The sequence below is a fragment of the Streptomyces sp. NBC_00236 genome (assembly GCF_036195045.1).
In the GTDB taxonomy this organism is placed as follows: Bacteria; Actinomycetota; Actinomycetes; order Streptomycetales; family Streptomycetaceae; genus Streptomyces.
The window spans coordinates 7,453,591-7,471,249 of the sequence record NZ_CP108100.1 but is presented as its reverse complement, the minus strand read 5'-3'; the positions used below and the strand labels follow the sequence as shown (position 1 = coordinate 7,471,249).

Annotated in this window: 17 protein-coding genes; all 17 read right to left on the bottom strand. The window is 69.1% G+C overall.

Annotated elements, in window-relative coordinates; genetic code table 11:
- Positions 1-11: 11 nt before the first annotated feature.
- A complete protein-coding gene (locus OG446_RS33255; RefSeq protein WP_328897504.1) occupies positions 12-1,283 on the bottom strand; it encodes a lytic transglycosylase domain-containing protein in 1,272 nt (423 codons plus the stop codon).
- Positions 1,284-1,302: 19 nt separating this feature from the next.
- A complete protein-coding gene (locus tag OG446_RS33250) occupies positions 1,303-2,016 on the bottom strand; it encodes a hypothetical protein (RefSeq protein WP_328897503.1) in 714 nt (237 codons plus the stop codon).
- Positions 2,017-2,062: 46 nt separating this feature from the next.
- Positions 2,063-2,593 carry a hypothetical protein gene (locus OG446_RS33245; RefSeq protein WP_328897502.1) on the bottom strand — a complete coding sequence of 177 codons (531 nt, stop codon included), beginning with the start codon at positions 2,591-2,593 and terminating at the stop codon, positions 2,063-2,065.
- Between the two features lie 79 nt (positions 2,594-2,672).
- Positions 2,673-3,332 carry a hypothetical protein gene (locus tag OG446_RS33240; protein WP_328897501.1) on the bottom strand — a complete coding sequence of 220 codons (660 nt, stop codon included), beginning with the start codon at positions 3,330-3,332 and terminating at the stop codon, positions 2,673-2,675.
- A complete protein-coding gene (locus OG446_RS33235) occupies positions 3,329-3,850 on the bottom strand; it encodes a hypothetical protein (protein ID WP_328897500.1) in 522 nt (173 codons plus the stop codon). Before OG446_RS33235 ends, OG446_RS33240 begins: the two co-directional genes overlap by 4 nt.
- On the bottom strand, positions 3,847-5,103 hold the full coding sequence (locus OG446_RS33230) for an MlaD family protein (protein WP_328897499.1): 1,257 nt from the start codon (positions 5,101-5,103) through the stop codon (positions 3,847-3,849). Before OG446_RS33230 ends, OG446_RS33235 begins: the two co-directional genes overlap by 4 nt.
- Complete coding sequence (locus tag OG446_RS33225) at positions 5,100-6,266, bottom strand: MCE family protein (RefSeq protein WP_328897498.1); 1,167 nt, start codon at positions 6,264-6,266, stop codon at positions 5,100-5,102. The genes OG446_RS33230 and OG446_RS33225 overlap by 4 nt, the downstream gene beginning before the upstream one ends.
- The gene (locus tag OG446_RS33220; protein ID WP_328897497.1) at positions 6,263-7,378 is read right to left on the bottom strand and encodes an MCE family protein; all 1,116 of its coding nucleotides are present in this window, start codon (positions 7,376-7,378) and stop codon (positions 6,263-6,265) included. Before OG446_RS33220 ends, OG446_RS33225 begins: the two co-directional genes overlap by 4 nt.
- Before the next feature lies 1 nt (position 7,379).
- Entirely contained in the window at positions 7,380-8,399 is a 1,020-nt protein-coding gene (locus OG446_RS33215) for an MCE family protein (protein WP_328897496.1), read from the bottom strand.
- Complete coding sequence (locus OG446_RS33210; RefSeq protein WP_328897495.1) at positions 8,396-9,427, bottom strand: MCE family protein; 1,032 nt, start codon at positions 9,425-9,427, stop codon at positions 8,396-8,398. Before OG446_RS33210 ends, OG446_RS33215 begins: the two co-directional genes overlap by 4 nt.
- Positions 9,424-10,749 (bottom strand): MCE family protein, encoded by a 1,326-nt coding sequence (locus OG446_RS33205; protein WP_328897494.1) that lies wholly within the window; start codon positions 10,747-10,749, stop codon positions 9,424-9,426. The genes OG446_RS33210 and OG446_RS33205 overlap by 4 nt, the downstream gene beginning before the upstream one ends.
- Positions 10,749-11,552, bottom strand: a complete 804-nt coding sequence (locus OG446_RS33200; RefSeq protein ID WP_148016908.1) for an MlaE family ABC transporter permease — start codon at positions 11,550-11,552, stop codon at positions 10,749-10,751. The genes OG446_RS33205 and OG446_RS33200 overlap by 1 nt, the downstream gene beginning before the upstream one ends.
- A 3-nt stretch (positions 11,553-11,555) precedes the next feature.
- The gene (locus tag OG446_RS33195; RefSeq protein ID WP_328897493.1) at positions 11,556-12,422 is read right to left on the bottom strand and encodes an MlaE family ABC transporter permease; all 867 of its coding nucleotides are present in this window, start codon (positions 12,420-12,422) and stop codon (positions 11,556-11,558) included.
- Entirely contained in the window at positions 12,419-13,417 is a 999-nt protein-coding gene (locus OG446_RS33190) for an ABC transporter ATP-binding protein (RefSeq protein ID WP_328897492.1), read from the bottom strand. Before OG446_RS33190 ends, OG446_RS33195 begins: the two co-directional genes overlap by 4 nt.
- A gap of 637 nt (positions 13,418-14,054) precedes the next feature.
- Positions 14,055-15,005, bottom strand: coding sequence for a hypothetical protein (locus OG446_RS33185; RefSeq protein WP_328897491.1), 951 nt, complete (start codon positions 15,003-15,005; stop codon positions 14,055-14,057).
- Positions 15,006-15,088: 83 nt separating this feature from the next.
- Positions 15,089-16,603, bottom strand: a complete 1,515-nt coding sequence (locus OG446_RS33180) for a DUF6801 domain-containing protein (protein ID WP_328897490.1) — start codon at positions 16,601-16,603, stop codon at positions 15,089-15,091.
- A gap of 100 nt (positions 16,604-16,703) precedes the next feature.
- Positions 16,704-17,336 (bottom strand): hypothetical protein, encoded by a 633-nt coding sequence (locus OG446_RS33175; RefSeq protein ID WP_328897489.1) that lies wholly within the window; start codon positions 17,334-17,336, stop codon positions 16,704-16,706.
- Between the last annotated feature and the right edge of the window lie 323 nt (positions 17,337-17,659).

Below are 17,659 nucleotides of genomic sequence, written 5' to 3'. Positions count from 1 at the left end.
ACCGCCGGTGCTCAGTCGGCGGCCGGCGGCACCGACGCCGTGGAGCACGGCTCCTCGGTGTCCGTCGGGTCGGGCGACGGTGTCTCCGTGCCACCTGTCGGGTCCGTCGGGTCCGTCGGGTCCGGCGAAGCCGGGTCCGTCGGGCAGCCGGGCTCCCCCGGGTCGGGCGGTGTGGTGGTCGGGCCGGGGTCCGGGGTGGTGCCCGGGTCGGGGGTCGTCGTCGGGTCCGGGCTCGCGGAGCCGGTGTCGGTGGGGTCGGGTGTGCCCGGGTCGGTGGATCCGCCAGGGTCCGGGGACTCGGTGTCGCCCGGCGAGGGGCTCGGGCCCGGGTCCACGGTTCCCGGTGTGGTCGGGCGCGTGGAGTGGCTGGGCTGCGGGCCGACCTCGATGCCGCCACCGCCGTTGTTGTCGTCGCCGCCCGTGCCCGGCCCGCCCACGGGGCGCTTCGGCTCGTTCGGACTGCCGGCGCCGGGGCTCCTGGGCACCGCCCCCTGGCCGTCGGGCACCACGTGGATGCCGTTGCGGTAGAACGCCAGCCAGGACAGCACGGTGCGCAGATAGGTGTCCGAGTGGTTGTAGCTCAGGATCGCCCGGTCGAGGTCGGCGCCCACCGTCAGATCGCGGGTGCCTGCGCAGAGATAGGACCCGGCGGCGAGGGCCGCGTCATAGATGTTGCTCGGGTCGCTGCGCCCGTCACCGTTGCCGTCCTTCGCCCAGTGCGCCCAGGTCGAGGGGATGAACTGCATCGGGCCGACCGCCCGGTCGTAGGTCCTGTCCCCGTCGTAGGCGCCACCGTCCGTGTCGGGGATGTTCGCGAACCCCGCACCGTTGAGCACCGGTCCCAGGATCGGGGAGAGCGTCGTGCCGTGGGTGTCCACCCGGCCGCCGGCCGCGTGCCCCGACTCGACCTTGCCGATCGCCGCCAGTAACTGCCACGGCAGCCGGCAGCCGGGGTCACTGCGCCCCAGCGCGCTCTCCGCCTTGCGGTAGGCGGCGAGCACGGTGGACGGGATGCCCGCCTCGGCCCACGACTGGACCGCGGCCTTGCTCTGCTTGACGCCGGGCTTCGGCGGCTCGGGGCTCTTCAGGGGCGGGAGTTCGGTGTGGTACGAGTCGTCGTTCGGCACCTGCGACCACGTGACCTCGTCCGTCTCCGTGTTCCGCTGCTGCGCCTCGTCGTGCGCGACGAGCCCCGGCGCCTGGGACGCGGTGAGGGCTGCCATCGCGGCGACGGCGGCTGCGGTGCCGCCGATGCCACGGCGCATGGTGCCGTTGAACCTCATGCGTGCTCCTCTCCCCGGGTCACCGGGTGAACGTGTCGATGGCAGATATCCGCCAGGTGCCGCCCCGGCGAACGGCGTCCACGGCGAACATGGCCGCGGCGTACGTGGTCTCATCGGACTTGCCCGTACGGGTGTTGCTCTGGTCGGCGAAGATGATCAGCCGGGCCCGGTCGCCGTCGAGCAGCTCCACACCGCTCTCGGTGACGGTCGTGGTGAGGACGAGCTTCTGCTTCGGCGCCTGCGCCCGTACCTCGGCGAGCATGTCCTCGTGCTGAGAGACGGCCTTGCCCGTCAGGTACTTCTTCACCGCCGCGTCGGCCTTGGCGGGCGAGGCGTAGTTGTACGAGAACACCGCGCCGACGGCCTCGGTGATCTGCCCCTTCACCTCGCTGGTGCGGGCGATGTCGGTGAGCGCGGTGTTCTGCCGGCCCGGTTCGTCGTTCAGGGTGGCGGCCGAGGTGAACGCCCAGGCGGCGAAGGCGCCGAGGAGGACGGTGAGGGCGCAGAGCACGGCGGGCAGCGTGATCCGGAGACGGGGGCGGGGACGGGGTGGCCGGCCGCCGGCCGGCTCCTTCTCCTCCTTCTCCTCCTGCTGTTCCGGCTCGTCCAATGGCTCCTCAGCGCCCGTCCCGGGTTCCACGGGCTTGCGTACGGGCGTGGGGGCGGCGGTGCGTTCGGCGGCGACGGTGGCCAGGCGGCGCTGCCGGTTGACGAGGTGACGGGTCGTCGACATGTCCGGGGTCCTCTCGGTGCGGGGTGGGAGTCGGTGACGTCAGCCGTCAGCCGGCGGTGTTGCCGACGGGTGCCTGGCCGAGGGCGCTGAGCTTCCACCCTTCGGAGGTACGGGTGAGCTGGCCCAGCATCCGGCTCTCCTTGACCGCGGGCTTGCCCTTGGGCGCGGTCACGGTCACCCGCAGCGCCACCATCACGCCCGCCTTGCCGGCCCGGTCGTCGAGCTCGGTGACCGCGCCGGACAGCACCTTGGCCGTGCTGACGGTCTTCGCCTCCTGGATCTGCTTCACGAACCCGTCCCGTCCGTCGACGAGTTGCCGGTGCAGGTCCCCGGTCGTGGAGTCCTCCCAGCTGTCGAGCCCCTTGGCGAGCTGCTCGTGATCGAGCGTGTTCATGTTCTGCACGGCCTGCTCGCCGGCGGCCAGCGCGTCGTCGCGGACCTGGGCGTACGCCGCCGAGTCGTCGTGCGCCGCCTGGTACCGGGACACTCCGCCCCAGCCCGCGGCGCCGGCTGCCGCGACGGTCAGCACGATCGCTGCCGCCACCAGCGGGTTCCTCGTCATCCGTACCCGTGCCATCGCTGCCTCTCCCTGCCGGCCTGTCCGTGCTGTGCCTGCTGCCTCGTGGTGCGGTCGTACGTCGTGCGGTCGGGGTGCGCTATCGGGCGTCGATCTCCACGATCGTCCAGCGGCCTTCCCGGAGTTGGGCCGTGACGGACAGCTGCGCCGCCGCGGTGCTCGCGGCCTTGCCCTTGCGTTCGTAGACCTGGTCCATGAAGACCAGGAGGTGCGCGCTGTCGTGGGTCAGCCGGGTCACCCCGGCGCGCACGACATGGGTGGTGAGGGTGAGCTTCTGGTCGGCGGCCTGCTTCTCGACCTGGCCGAAGAGCGCCGCGTACTGCTGGAGGGCCTTGCCCGCCAGCAGTTGCTGCGCGGCGGCCTTGGTGGCGGCGGTGGCGCCGGGACCGTAGGAGAAGACCTTGCCGAGCGCGTTGGTCACGTCGCCGGCGACCTGTGTGGTGGCCGCGCTGTCCGTCAGCGCCCTGTTCGAGGTGGCGGGGGTGTCGCGGAGTTGCCGGCCCGCGACGTAGAACGCGCCACCGGCCGCGAGCAGGACGACGACGAGCACCGCGGCCAGCACGCGGGGCCACCGCCGGGCGGGCCCGGCTTCGGTCTCGTCATCCCCGGACGAACCCGCACCGGAACCGGTGTCGTCGCTCGGACGCCCGGCAGTTCCGGGCACGCGGGGTTCCGCCGCGGCCTCGGCGTCCGTCTCGTCGGTCACGACGTCCGTCGTGGTCCCGCTCCCCGGCTTCATGCGCTGCCTCCTATGCCGAGCGCCGTGAGCGCCTTGACCTTCCAGCCGTCCCCGGTCCGGACGAGCGTGGCCTCGAAGCGTTTGCGCTCGGTGCCCGCCTTTCCGGTACGCGGGGTGACCTCGACGTCGACGGTGGCGATCATCAAGGCGGTGCCCGTCCGTTCGTCGACCTCGGTGAGCGCCGCGTCGGTGACCTTCCCGCGCGCCGTCGAGCCGGACTTCTTCAGCTCGGCGGCGTCCTTCGTGCGGGTGCGCTTCAACTGGTCGTGCAGCGGGCCGGTGGACGCGTCGAGCCAGGCGGCGAGGCCGGCGTCGACGCTCGGACCGTCCTTGCCGTCCAGAGTGTTGAGCCGGGCCAGGTCCTGCCTGCCGTCGGCCAGTGCGGCATCCCGGCTCTTGGCGTACGCCAGGTCGTCGTCGCCGCGCGCCCGGGCGTACGACCAGCCGCCCAGGGCGCAGATCAGCGCGGCGACGAGCAGGACGGCCCAGCCGCTGAGAGTGCGGCTACGTGAGGTCATGCGCCGCCTCCCAGGCCCAGCAGCCCGGCCATGCCCTCAGCCGCGGGTGCGTTGTCCGCCGGGGCACCGAGCGCTCCGGGCAGCCGGTCCTCGGTGTCGCCGCCGAGAAGCAGCGTGCCGGGTTTCGCCGGTGGTGCCAGTGGCCCGCCCTTCGGGGCGTTCGCGCTGCCGCGGACGTTGATCCCGGTGCCGGGCGACGAGGTGCAGCGGGCCTTGGTGTTGAGCGCGGGCGCGGGTGCGAGATCGCGCCCGTTGCGGTACTTGGTGGCACCGTAGCCGGCGGTGCAGGGCAGCGGTTCGAAGAAGGTGACCGACATCCCGAACCGGGCACCGTCCTCGTCGACCGCGCTGGCACCGGCCGCCGCGACGGCCGGGAGTTTCACCAGGAGTTCCTCCAGTCCGCGCTGCCGGGTGACGGCGACGTCCGACGTGGTGAGGAGGTTGGCGACGACGACCCCGAAGCTCGGGTCGAGGTCGCGCAGCAGCCCGCTGATCTGCCCGGTCGCGTCGGGTCCGGCGGCGATGAGCTTGCGCAGGTCGGTGTCCGAGCCCTTCAGCTGGGCCGCCAGTTCCTTCGCGCCCGAGGCGAAGCCCTTGAGGGCCTCGCCCTGTTCGACCTGGGTGCGCAGGACGGTCTCGCCGTCGGCCATCAGCTTGGTGTTGACGGGCAGCGCCTCGTCGGCCGCCTCGACGAATTCACTGCCGGTGTCCAGGAGGACCTGGAGGTCGTCGCCGCGTCCGGAGAACGCGGTGCCGAACTCGTCGACCACGGTGCGCAGCGACTCCAGGTCGACCGAGGAGGCCAGGTCGTTGACGCTGGTGAGCACATTGGTCACGGGTGCCGGAACGGTGGTCTCGGCCTGGTCGATGACCGAGCCGTTCCCGAGGAAGGGGCCCTCGGTGCGGGTCGGCCGCAGGTCGACGTACTGCTCGCCGACCGCGGAGAGGTTGGCCACGACGGCCTTGAGGTCGTCGGGGATGGACGGCGCGGACTTCTTGATGCGCAGCTCGGCCTCCACGCCGTCGTCGGTGAGTTCGATGGGACCGACGCGGCCCACGGAGACGCCCCGGTAGGTGACGTTGGAGTGAGTGAACAGGCCGCCGGTGCGCGGGAGTTGCATCTTCACGGTGTAGTAGTCGCGCATGCCGACGTAGTGGCCGAGGTCGGCGTAGCGCACGCCCAGATAGCCGAGCGCCAGCACCGCGATGATCAGGAACGCGATGTTCTTCAGCCGGATGGCGAGGGTGATCATCGGCTGCTCCCCTCAGAGGCCGGGCCCGTCCTGGGCGCCGAGGTGGCGGGAAGGGGCAGGGGCAGTCCCGCGCCGGCGACCGTCGTCGCCCCTGCCGGGGGCTGCGTCTCCTCCGGTTCGTAGGCGGGAATGATCTGGGTGCCGGGTGCTGCCGTCATGTCCAGGTACACGTTGAGGTAGTCGCCCTTCACGCCGCGCAGCACCTCGTCCGTGAACGGATAGGTGAGCAGCACCTGGAGCGAGTCGGGCAGGTCGTCGCCGGAGTCGGCCAGGGCCCTGAGGGTGGGGGCGATGGCCTTCAGGTCGGCGATCGTGTCCGCCTTGCTCTTGTTGATGGTGGTGACGGCGACGGTGGAGAGCGTGTCCAGGGAGCGCAGCATCGTCAGGAGCGAGCCGCGCTGCTTCTCCAGGACCTTCATCCCGGGGCTGAGCTTCGTGAGGACCGTTCCGACGTCCTGCTTGCGGGTGGCGAGCGTGGTGGAGAGCCGGTTGACGCCGTCGAGCGCCGCGGTGATGTCACCGCGGTGGTCGTCGAGGTTGGTGACGAGGGTGTCGACGCGCCGGAGCATGGCCCGGACCTGGGGTTCCTGACCGGTCAGCGCCTTGTTGAGTTCGGTGGTGATGGTCTTCAGCTGGTTGATGCCGCCGCCGTTGAGGAGCATCGACAGGGCGCCGAACACCTCCTCGACCTCCGGGTTGCGGTTGGTCCGGGTGAGCGGGATCCGGTCACCCGAGGCCAGGGTGCCCACCGCGGTGCCGCTCGCGGGGGGCGAGAGCTGGATGTACTTCTCGCCCAGCAGGCTCGACTGCTCCAGGTGCGCGTAGGCGTTGGCGGGCAGTTTGATCTTCCCGTTGACCTTCATGGTGACCCGGGCCTGCCAGGTGTCCGGGGCGAGCGAGATCCTGGTGACGCGGCCGACGGCGACGTCGTTGACCTTCACCGAGGACTGCGGGGCGAGGCTGAGCACGTCCCCGAAGTCCGCCGTGATCTCGTACGGATGGTCGCCGAGGTCCGCGCCGCCGGGCAGCGGCACGTCCTCGATCCCCGAGAAGCTCGGAGCCCCGCATCCGGTGACGAGGAGCGTGCAGCAGAGGCCGAACGCGATCAGGGTGGACGCGCCCGTGGTCGCGAGGGCGCCGGGTCTGCGCAGGTTCCGGCTCACTGGTTCGCCCCCTTCTTGTCGTTCTTGCCGTCCTGCGTCGTGCCGTAGACGGTGCCCACGGCCGGCAGGGGCAGCGAGGGCAACGCCTGCTGCTGTTCCGCGTCGACCGGCGAGAGTCCTTCGAGGCCGATGGACGGCTCCAGAAGAGGACCGCCCATGCTGAGCTCGTTGAGGTCGGTCCGGCCGTTGAGCGTGCGGTTGGCCGGGTCGTACGCGTTCAGGACGTTGCCCGCCGCCAGCGGCAGGGTGTCCATCGATTCGGCCAGTGAGGCGCGCTGGTCGACGAGGGTCTGCGTGATCGGCACCAGGGCGTCGACGTTCGCCTTGAGCGCGCCCCGGTTGTCCTTGATGAACGTCTTGACCTGACCGAGGGCGGTGCCCAGCTCCTTGAGCGCGGCCCCGAGGTTCTTCTTGTCGTCCGCCAGGAAGCCGGTGACGGAGTTCAGCTGGTCCTCGGCCGTGCGTACGTTGCTGTCGTTGTCCTTCAGCATCGTGGTGAACGTCTGGAGATAGGCCAGCGTGTCGAAGAGGTTCCCGCTGCTCCTGTCGAGGGTTTTCGTCGCCTTGCCGAACTGCTCGATGGAGTCGCCGATGTCCTTGCCGTTGCCCTTGAGGTTCTTCGCGCCGGTGTCCAGGAGCCCGGCGAAGGCCCCCTCCGCGTTCGCCCCGTCCGGGCCGAGCGCGGCTGAGATCTCGGTGATGGACTCGTAGAGCTGGTCCACCTCGACCGGTGTGGCGTTCTTCTCGGCGGGCAGTTCGGCTCCCTCGGCGAGAACGGCTCCCCCGGTGTACGCGGGGGCGAGCTGCACGTAGCGGTCGGCAACGAGGCTGGGGGCGACGACGACGGCGTGCACGTCCTTCGGGACCTGAATGTCCTTGTCGACGCGCAGGACGACCTTGACGTCCTTGCCGCGCGGCTCGACCGACTCGACGGTTCCGACCCGCACTCCGAGGATCCGCAGGTCCGATCCGGCGTAGACGCCGGTCGCCTGGTCGAAGTACGCGGTGACGGTCGTCGTGCCCGCTTCCTCCATGGCCATCACACCGGTGGTGGCCGCGACGGCCACGACCGCGAGGCCCGCCCCGATGCCGATGATGCGGGTGAGTCTCATCTCAGCTCCCGCCTTCCTGCTTGGGAGGCATGCATCCGGTCGCCGGCGGGGTGCCGGCGGGCAGGTAGTTCTTCGGGACGACGCCACAGACGTAGTTGTCGAACCAGCGGCCGTTGCCGAGGGTGTTGCCGACGAGCCTGTTGTACGAGCCGGAGAGCGCGAGCACCTTGTCGAGACTCTTGCGGTTCTTGTTCAGCACCGCGGTGACCCGGCCCAGCGCCTTGAGCGTGGGCTTCAGCTGCTTGTTGTTGTCGGCGACGAGACCGGTGAGCTGGATGCCCAGGTCGCGGGTGCCGGTGAGCAGCAGGTGGATGGAGTCGCGGCGGGCCTGGATCTCGCCGAGGAGCAGGTTGCCGTCCTCGAGGAGGGTCTCGAAGCTGCTCTTCTTGTTGGCGAGGGTCTTGGTGAGCTGCTTGCTGCCCTTGAGGAGGGTCGCCAGCTGTGCGTCACGCTCGGACACGGTCTTGGAGAGGGCGGAGAGCCCCTTGGCGGCGCTCTTCACGTTCGGCGGCGAGTCCTTGAACGTGGCGGAGATCGTCTCGAAGCTCTTGGCGAGCTGCGCGGTGTCGATCTCCTCGATGGTCTCGCCGAGTCCGTTGAAGGCCTGGGTGACGTCGTACGGGGAGGTGGTGCGGCCGGCCGTGATGCGCTCGTCCGGGTTCTGCGGCGACTCGCCGAGCGGGTCCACGGCGAGGTACTTGTCGCCGAGGAGCGTCTTGATGGCGATGCCGACGGTGCTGGCGTTGCCGATCCAGGCGTCCTTGACCTTGAAGGTGACCTTGACCTTGGCGCCTTCGAGGGAGACCCCGGTGACCTTGCCGACCTTCACTCCGGCGATCCGCACCTCGTCACCCTCGTCGAGCCCTGCGGACTCGGTGAAGTCGGCGCTGTACGTGGTGCCGTCGCCGATGAAGGGCAGGGAGTCGGCGCGGTAGGCCCCGTATCCCAGGAGGGCGAGCACGAGCAGTCCGACGATGCTGACGGCGACGGGGTTGCGGTCGCGTACGGGCTTGATTCTCATGACAGGCACCTCGGCTGGGTGATCTCGATGCCGGTCGGCGGGGTGCTGCCGTCGCTGGTCGTCACTCCGCTGACCTTGGCTTCGCAGAGGTAGAGGTTGAGCCATGAGCCGTACGAGGCGAGCCGGCTGATCGCCTCCATCTTGGCCGGGGTCTTCTGGAGGAAGTTCTCGATCTTCGGGGAGTTGTCGGCGAGCCGGTCGGAGAGCCGGCCGAGCTGCTTGATGTCCTCCTTGAGGGGCGCTCGCCCGTCCTTGAACAGGTCGGCCGTGACCGTGGTGAGGGCGCCCATCGCGGTGACGGCCTCGCCGAGCGGCTTGCGGTCGCCCGAGAAGCCGGTGACGAGTGCCTGGAGGGTGTCGACGAGGTCGTTGAACCCTGCCTCGCGGTCGTTGACGGTCTTCAGGACCGTGTTGAGGTTCTTGATCACCTCGCCGATCACCTGGTCCTTGGCGGCGACTGTGCCGGTCAGCGATCCGACGTGCTGGAGGATGCTGTCGATGGTGCCGCCCTCGCCCTGGAGCACCTGGACGATGGAGCCGGCCAGCTGGTTGACGTCGGGCGGGGACAGCCCTTCGAAGAGCGGCTGGAATCCGTTGAAGAGCTGGGTGAGGTCCAGGGCCGGCGTCGTACGGGAGAGCGGGATGGTGGCGCCCGCGGTGAAGCTCTTTCCGACGGGCCCGGCGCCCTGGTCGAGGTCGATGTAGCGCTGGCCGACCATGTTGAGGTACTTGATCGACGCGGTAACCGACGCCGGCAGCTTCCGGCTCTTCTGCACGTTGAAGCGGACCTCGGCGAGCCGTCGGTCGGCGACCTTGATGGACTCGACCTGTCCGACCTTGACGCCGGCGATCCGGACGCTGTCGCCGACGATGAGTCCGGTCGCGTCGGTGAACCTGGCGCGGTACGAACGGGTGTCGCCGACACCGGTGTTGGCGATGGAGAGACCCAGCACCGTGGTGGCGAGGACCGTCACCAGGATGAAGACGATCGATTTCGCGAGCGGTCCCGCGAGGGAGCGGCGCTTCACTTGAGCTTCACCTCCACACCGCGGAAGGCCGGACCGATGAGCACGCTGCTCCACTCGGGCAGGGCCTGCGGCCGGACTTTCAGTGAGGGAGCGACCAGCTCGTTGACGAGCCGGCTCTCCTGCGGGGAGTTGGGCATACCGAGGGACGGGTCGGCCGCCGGTACTTCTTCGGGGGCGGTCGTCTCCGCCTCGCCCGTGCCGCCGGTGTCGGCGACGGTCCTGGCGTCGGCGGTCGGCACGGTATCGCCGACATAGGGGACGGAGTAGCAGTGCGGTCCGCCCGTCGCGTTGTAGACCGGGGTGTCCTTGCCCGCCACGTACTTCCCCTTGGAGGGCACGGCCTTGACCGTGACGTGGAGCCCCGGCCGGTCGGTGCCCTTGCCGAGCGCCTTGTCCATGGCCGGCACGAACCCGGCGATGGTGCGCAGGGTGCAGGGGAACTCCGAGGAGTACTTCGCGAGGGTCTCCAGCGTCGGCCTGCCCGAGGTCGCGAGCCTGATGAGGTTGTCCTTGTTCTTCTCCAGGAACGCGGTGAGGTCCCGGGCGGAGGCGGTGGTGGAGCCGTACAGGTCGGCGAGTTCCGCCTGCTGTTCGGCGACGGTTCCGCTGGTGGTGGTGAAGTCCGTGAGGGCGTCCAGGACATCGGGGGCGGCGTCCGCGTACAGCGCGCTCACCTTGACGAGTTCCTTGATGTCGGCGTTGAGCGTGGGGAGTTGCGGGTTGAACTTCTTCAGGTGGGCGTCGAGGGTGACGAGGGTCTCGCCGAGCTTCTCGCCGCGGCCCTGGAGCGCCTGGGAGACCGCGTTGAGCGTGGCGGAGAGTTTCTCCGGCTTCACCGCGGTCAGCAGGGGAAGGACGTTGTCGAGGACCTCTTCGAGTTCGAGGGCGTTGCTGGAGCGGTCCTGCGGGATCACGGCCCCTGCCTGCAGTGTCTGCGCGGACGGCACGGCGGGCGGCACAAGGGCCACGAACCGTTCGCCGAACAGGGTGGTGGGCAGCATCTGGGCGGTGACGTCGGCCGGGATGCGGTCGAGCTTGTCCGGCTTGATCGCCAGGGTGAGGCGGGCGCCTTCGCCGTCGGCCGCGATGGAGCGGACCTGCCCGATGACGACACCGCGCAGCTTCACGTCGGCGTTGTCGTGCATCTCGTTGCCCACGCTCGACGTCTGTACGGTGACGGTCGCGTCGTGGACGAAGTCCTTCTCGTACACGGAGACCGAGACCCAGATGAGTACGGCGGGCACGAGGAAGAACGCGACCCCGGCGGTCCTGCGGCCGGCGGTCCTCGCGGCCCTGGTGCTCCTTGTGGTCCGGGATGTCATCAGCCGGCCACCTTCACGGTCGTCGTGGCGCCCCAGATCGCGAGCGAGAGGAAGAAGTCGGTGACGCTGATCAGCACGATCGCGTTACGCACCGAGCGGCCCACGGCCACGCCCACCCCGGCGGGCCCGCCGGTGGCGTGGTAGCCGTAGTAGCAGTGCGCGAGGATCACCATCACGCTGAAGATCAGCACTTTGAGCACCGACAGCAGGACGTCCTGCGGGGAGAGGAAGAGATTGAAGTAGTGGTCGTACGTTCCCGCGGACTGCCCGTTGAACAGGACGGTCACGTAGCGGGAGGCGACGTACGAGGAGAGCAGCCCGATCGCGTACAGCGGGATGATGGCGACGACCCCGGCGATAATGCGGGTGGTCACGAGGTACGGCATGGACCGCACGCCCATCGACTCGAGACCGTCGATCTCCTCGTTGATCCGCATGGCACCGAGCTGCGCGGTGAAGCCGGCGCCGACGGTCGCGGAGAGTGCGAGCCCTGCGACGAGCGGGGCAATCTCGCGGGTGTTGAAGTACGCGGAGATGAAGCCGGTGAAGGCGGCGGTGCCGATCTGGTTGAGGGCGGCGTACCCCTGGAGTCCGACGACCGTGCCGGTGGCCAGGGTCATCGCGATCATGACGCCGATGGTGCCGCCGACGACCCCGAGCCCGCCGCTGCCGAAGGCGACCTCGGCGAGCAGACGCTGCACCTCCTTCAGGTAGCGGCGCAGCGTCCTGGGTATCCAGACCAGTGCCCGTACGTAGAAGGTGAGTTGGTCGCCGGATCTGTCGAGCCAGCTGAGCATGGACATCGGTCAGCTCCCCTTCGCGGGGACGATCTGGAGGTAGATCGCCGTGAGGACCATGTTCACGAAGAACAGCAGCATGAAGGTGATGACGACGGACTGGTTGACCGCGTCGCCCACGCCCTTCGGACCACCGCGCGGGTTGAGGCCGCGGTAGGCGGCGACGATGCCGGCGATGAAGCCGAAGATCAGGGCCTTGATCTCGCTGACGTACAGGTCCGGCAATTGGGCCAGGGCCGAGAAGCTGGAGAGATAGGCGCCCGGGGTGCCGTCCTGCATGATCACGTTGAAGAAGTAGCCGCCCATCGTGCCGACGACGGAGACGAGGCCGTTGAGCAGCACGGCCACCAGCATGGTGGCCAGGACCCGCGGGACGACGAGGCGCTGCACGGGTGAGACGCCCATGACCTCCATCGCGTCGAGCTCCTCACGGATCTTGCGCGATCCGAGGTCGGCGCAGATGGCCGAGCCCGCGGCCCCGGAGACCAGCAGCGCCACGATGATCGGGCTGGCCTGCTGGATGACGGCGAGGACGCTGGCGCCGCCGGTGAAGGACTGGGCGCCGAGCTGCTGGGTGAGCGAGCCGACCTGGAGGGCGATGACCGCGCCGAACGGGATGGAGACGAGGGCGGCGGGCAGGATCGTGACGCTCGCGACGAACCAGAACTGCTCGATGAACTCCCGCACCTGGAAGGGCCGTCGGAAGGTCTCCCGGCACACGGTCCCGGCGAGCGCGAACAGCCGGCCGGTCTCGCGCAGCGGGGCGAGGGCCCTGCTGGGGCGCGGGGCCTCGGGCGCCTTCTTCGGGAGCGGGGCCGGAGTCGGGGGCCGGTCCCCCGGCGGCCCCGGGGGTATCACCGGCATGGGAGCCGTCATGGGCGCCCACCGCCCGCGGCGGCCGGGCTGTAGCTGTTGAGGATGGCGGTACGGGCCGCCTCCGGCAGCTGCCCCATCATCGACATGACCCGCTCCCGGCGGCGCAGGGCGCCCTGGCGCACCGGGAGGCCCGGCGAGGGCTCCAGTTGCGGGACGACGGTGCGCGGGGCGTTGGCCGAACTGATGCCCTGTCCGTAGCCGTTGAGCTCCTCGGCGGCGAGCGTGGCGGCGTCCTTCTCCTCGGACATGCCGATGGGCCCTTCGCAGCGCCCGGCGAGGAACTGGTTGACCACGGGCAGATCGCTGGTGAGCAGCACCTCGCGCGGCCCGAAGGTCACGAGGTTGCGGCAGAACAGCATGCCCATGTTGTCCGGCACGGTGGAGGCGATGTCGAGGTTGTGCGTGACGATGAGCATCGTCGCGTCGATCTGGGCGTTCAGGTCGACGAGCAGCTGGGAGATGAACGCGGTGCGGACCGGGTCGAGTCCGGAGTCGGGCTCGTCGCAGAGGATGATCTGCGGGTCCAGAACGAGTGCCCGGGCCAGGCCGGCCCGCTTGCGCATACCGCCCGAGATCTCGCCGGGCAGCTTGTCCTCGGCACCCAGGAGGCCGACCACGTCGATCCGCTCCATCACGATGCGGCGGATCTCGGATTCCTTCTTACGGGTGTGCTCCCGGAGCGGGAACGCGATGTTGTCGAAGAGCGACATCGAGCCGAAAAGCGCACCGTCCTGGAACATGAGGCCGAAGAGCTTGCGGGCTTCCATGATGTCCCGCTCGGAACCGTTCACCATGTCGACGCCATTGACAAGGACCCGGCCCTGTTCAGGCTTGAGCAGGCCGATGATGGATTTGAGGAATACGGTCTTTCCCGTACCCGACGGGCCGAGCATGACACTGACCTCACCTGCGGGGAGAGTGAGGCTGACGTCCTGCCAGATGTTCTGCTTTCCGAAGGATTTCGTCAGGCCTTCCACGATTACTTCGATTCCCATCGGCCCTCCCTCGACGTGTCGGTGAACGAAGTCATCAGTCAGCACTCCGGCTCTGAGAAATCCAATGGCGGCTCGTCACACATGCACCAGGAGGCGCACGTTATGTCCGCCGAAACCGCCAGGACAAGCCGTTGAACAGCGGAAATCAGCGGATCGATGACTCGGGTCGGACCACTTGTCACTGATTGACAATCCCACCCGGTGGGCTTGTCGGAATCTGCGCAAGTGACCCCGGCGTACGGGCCTGCGGCCCGGGGCCCGCCAGGAGCCCTGGTCTCACGCCTTTCGGGCAAGACGGCCGTCTCCCCCTCAGTGCGGACGCTACGGCCCGGTAACCTGAGTTCGCAATACTGGTTCATGAAATTTCTTGACCAGCATCTCCGGGTGCCGATTCCTTGTCCCGCAGTGAGCAACTCGCTTTTGAAACCTATCCGGATGTGAGTTGCTCCGAAGGGGCCGGCGGCTTCGGATCGGAACAATTTCATCAGCCCCGGACAGGACGCAGCCCGCCCCGGCCAGGAGTGACCTGACCGGGGCGGGCGCGAACGCGGGACGGCAGGGAGCACGCACGAAGTGACAAATCCGCTTCGGCCTGCCCGGAAGGGGACGGTTCCGAGGTGGGAGCCGCCGGAACCGGCTACTTCACAGCAGAGTGCCAGTTGTCGGACAGAACCTTGCCGGCGTCGGGTACGACGGCCCCGGGCGCGGTCAGCCCGACGGTGTACGTCGAGGCGTTGTTCAGCACCAGGTTGTTCTTCCCGGATCCCGCGGGCAGCCCGGTCTTGAGGTCGAGCACACCGTTGAGGAGGCCTCCCAGCCCACAGCCGCTGGACTTGGGTACGGAGAAGGTGCTGTCACCCTGGGAGGCGCCGGTCAGCGCGAACTGGATCAGCGAACCCTCCGGGTTGGTCGTCCCGTCGGGGTCGAACAGCGTCACGCCGAGCTCCGGCTGGCTCAGGTTGCCCGGGTGCAGCACGATCGGGTTCGAGGACGAGCCGAGGTAGCAGCCCGAGCCGAGGAACGGGTTCTCCAGGTGGATCCTGATCGGCAGGGAGACGATCGGCCCGGAGCTGAGGCCCGCCACCAGGTCGAAGTCCTTCGGCGCGCCCGCCGACTCGACCGTGGCCGTGACCTTGTTCAGCGTGTTGCTGGTGATCTGGTTGCAGATGCCCGTCACGAACGGGATGTCGCTCGGGCACATCAGCCCGAGCAGACCGCCGGGGATGGTGGTCCGGTCACTGATGATGGACCCGGCGGCCGGCGGCACGACGCTGTAGGTGCCCTCGGCCGGGTGCTGGATCACCCCGAACTGGAGATTGGTCGCCCCGGTCGTCGCGGTGGTGTTGCCGAGCTTGATCGTGCCGTTGGGGGACGTCGAGGTCACGCACAGCGCGATGTCGGTTTCGCCGTCCGTGGCCAGCATGGCGGGATCGTCCACCGGACACCGGTTGAACGGCGCCCAGTTGCCGTTGAGCTGAGGGGCCGCCGCTGCCGCCCCGGCGGGTGAGGCGACCACCGGTACGACCAGTGCTGCGGTGGCCGCGGCTGCGAGAAGGCCGGTGCGCCAGCTCTTCGGGACAGGTCTCATTGTTCCCTCGATTCGTTTTGCGCATGAGTAGGAATGCCGGGCTCGGTGCGAAGTGGGGCCTGCGTGGCGCGGTGCGAGCCGGTTCAGCGCTCCGCGACGGGTACGTTGACCGGCTGCCCGTCAGGTGTGCAGTACGCGGGGTCGGCGCTCACGGTCGCGCACGGGGCTCCCTGGGTCTGCTTGACGTAGCCGGACTCCCCGGAGATGGACGCCGTGAACAGGCTGTCGAGGTCCTCACCGGCGGTGCCGCATCCGCTGAACGGCGGGATGGTGACCGAACCGGTCAGCACGCCACCGCTGACCAGGGTGTATCCGTCGATGACACCTTCCGGCGTCATGGTCATCCGCCCCTCGAGCGAGAGCCGGAACGGCTTGCTCGTGCGGCAGGAGTCCCCGACGTCCATCGGTACGCCGTTGACCTCGACGTCACGCAGCCGCAGCATGAAGTCCATCGTGATGACCGTGATGTTCTTGCTGGAGTTGTCCGAGAGATTGATCGCGATGTCGGACTTGATGTTGGGGACGGGGATACCGTTGGCGTCGATCTTCGGCGGTATCTGGGTCATCTCCATGACCGCCGTGGTCGGCATGAAGCCGAAGGTCAGGAACGTCCCGGAGGCCGGTGGGAGCTGCGGTTTGCCGTGGTAGTCCAGCACCACGGCGGAATCCTGGTACACGTGGAGGAAGCCGGGCTCGGAGAAGTCGGGACGGGTGTCCCCCTGGGTGATCTGCGCACAGGCCAGCGGGAACCTGGTCGCGCTCCTGAGTTTCGTCACGTCGGCGTAGCCGGTCACGTAGGCGACCATGTTCAGCCCGTCGTTCGGGTCACCCACACAGGGAGGCGCCGCGGCGGCCGCGGCCGCCGGTTCCTTGCGCGCGCCGACCTCGGGCGCGGCAGAGTCCTTCGGCTTCGCCTTCGCCCTACTGCTCTCGGCGTCGCCGGGCCAGGTGGGCTCCGGTGCGGCGGTCTCGGTTTCCTCACCCGTGATCCGCACTTTTCCCAGGCCGGTCGGCTGATCGGCTTCGGGGGTGCAGGCGAGTGCCGTGGCGGCCGGTTCGACCGCGGTTCCGTCGGCCTTTCTGGGCGTGAGCACAGTCGTGAGCCCGACGGCATCGAAGGTGAGGTCGCCCACCGCCAGGGGCCTGACGAAGGGGACTTCGCCGGCCGATGTCAGGGTCAGCGGCCCCGAGGCGGGAACCGGCACAGCGGTGCCGGTCGTGCCGATCCACTCGGTCTCCGTACGGTGGTCCTGCTGCCCGACCCGGGTGGTGAGCCGGGTCTCGGCGCTCAGCGTCGTCGCGCCCGCTCCGGCCAGTTCCCTGACCAAGGCGTCCGGAAGGGTCACCTCCGTCACGACGTCGGCGGGAGTGATCCGCTCACCCGCCTTTGCGGAGTCGGGGACCGTCGCGGTGACACCCACCTCGACCTGCTGCTTGCTCGCGGCGAAGTCGCAGGTGTAGACGAGGTGGGCATCGATCTTGTGATCCCCGGCCGTCGCCTGGGCTCCGGGCAGCATCCCGCCCAGAAGCACCGCGGTCGCCACGACCGCGCCGCGCGCCGTGGTTCGGCGCCGGACCCCCGGCGCAAGGATGGGCATCACTGACGATGTCTCCCTTCGGACGGACCGGACGGCGGCTCGCACGACGGGGAACCCCCGCCGCGCGAGCCCGTTCCGGCCGGATCGTGCGGTGGCCGGATCAGCTGTAGACGATGGTCGGCTTGGTCGTGCCGCCGGCCGGGGTCACCGCGGAGTAGGAGGAGGTGAACGTCGGAACGTCACCGACCTTGGCGATGCCGGTGCAGCCGCTGGCGCTGATCGACGCGACGGACAGCTTGTAGGTGGCGTTGTTGGAGACCGCCAGCTTGCCGGTGGAGTTGGTGTACGTCGCCGCGACCCGGCCCGTCACCGTGAAGGTGCAGGTGAGCACCTTGATGGTGGCCTGGACACCATCGATGTAGCCGCTGGTGACGCCGGCGCTGTAGGTGTTGGCCACCAGGCGCCACGCCGGCGAGGTGTTGGTGGTCGGCGTCACGGTGCCGAACGGGCTGGTGCAGCCACTGAACGTCAGCGGGGCGATCGTGCCCACCTGGACGTTCGTGGTGCCACTGGCCGAGGTCAACGTGCCGGCGGCAGCGGATCCCGTACAGGTCATCGGGATGCTGTTGAGGGTGAGCACCGCACTGGTGGCGGTGGCCGAGAACGTCTCGGGCGAGGTGGGACCGACAGTCCAGACAGCCGTCGCACCAGCCGTTGCGGCAGGGGCGGCGAGGACGACGGCAGCGACGGTGGCGCCTGTCGCGACCGCGAGCCTTCTGAGGGAGTTGCGCACAGTAGTTCCTCCGATTCGACAATGCGGATGCACTGTTGCGGGGACGCACCGGGAATCCTGCGCCGAGGCAGGAAGTGCGGGATCAACCGTGTTGCGTGGGGGCCGTGCCCTGTTCAGCCACACACGTTCTGTGACAGGCCGTGACGTTACTTGCGGGAAACTTCGAGCACAATCCTGCCGGTCAAGATTCTCCGTAAGAGATTTTTTCCTCGTCCGCAGGTCAGTATTTCGAGCCAACGGCTTAGCATTTACTGCGCAGTTTCCCGGCCACGGACGAGGACCGGACCCGGCCACCCGAGCCGACGCATACACGTACGCTTCGC

Bases quoted from the DNA above. Each gene is read 5' to 3' on its own strand.
- OG446_RS33255 (WP_328897504.1), bottom strand. From the start codon at position 1,283: ATGAGGTTCAACGGCACCATGCGCCGTGGCATCGGCGGCACCGCAGCC.
- OG446_RS33250 (WP_328897503.1), bottom strand. From the start codon at position 2,016: ATGTCGACGACCCGTCACCTCGTCAACCGGCAGCGCCGCCTGGCCACC.
- OG446_RS33245 (WP_328897502.1), bottom strand. From the start codon at position 2,593: ATGGCACGGGTACGGATGACGAGGAACCCGCTGGTGGCGGCAGCGATC.
- OG446_RS33240 (WP_328897501.1), bottom strand. From the start codon at position 3,332: ATGAAGCCGGGGAGCGGGACCACGACGGACGTCGTGACCGACGAGACG.
- OG446_RS33235 (WP_328897500.1), bottom strand. From the start codon at position 3,850: ATGACCTCACGTAGCCGCACTCTCAGCGGCTGGGCCGTCCTGCTCGTC.
- OG446_RS33230 (WP_328897499.1), bottom strand. From the start codon at position 5,103: ATGATCACCCTCGCCATCCGGCTGAAGAACATCGCGTTCCTGATCATC.
- OG446_RS33220 (WP_328897497.1), bottom strand. From the start codon at position 7,378: ATGAGACTCACCCGCATCATCGGCATCGGGGCGGGCCTCGCGGTCGTG.
- OG446_RS33215 (WP_328897496.1), bottom strand. From the start codon at position 8,399: ATGAGAATCAAGCCCGTACGCGACCGCAACCCCGTCGCCGTCAGCATC.
- OG446_RS33205 (WP_328897494.1), bottom strand. From the start codon at position 10,749: ATGACATCCCGGACCACAAGGAGCACCAGGGCCGCGAGGACCGCCGGC.
- OG446_RS33200 (WP_148016908.1), bottom strand. From the start codon at position 11,552: ATGTCCATGCTCAGCTGGCTCGACAGATCCGGCGACCAACTCACCTTC.
- OG446_RS33195 (WP_328897493.1), bottom strand. From the start codon at position 12,422: ATGACGGCTCCCATGCCGGTGATACCCCCGGGGCCGCCGGGGGACCGG.
- OG446_RS33190 (WP_328897492.1), bottom strand. From the start codon at position 13,417: ATGGGAATCGAAGTAATCGTGGAAGGCCTGACGAAATCCTTCGGAAAG.
- OG446_RS33185 (WP_328897491.1), bottom strand. From the start codon at position 15,005: ATGAGACCTGTCCCGAAGAGCTGGCGCACCGGCCTTCTCGCAGCCGCG.
- OG446_RS33180 (WP_328897490.1), bottom strand. From the start codon at position 16,603: ATGCCCATCCTTGCGCCGGGGGTCCGGCGCCGAACCACGGCGCGCGGC.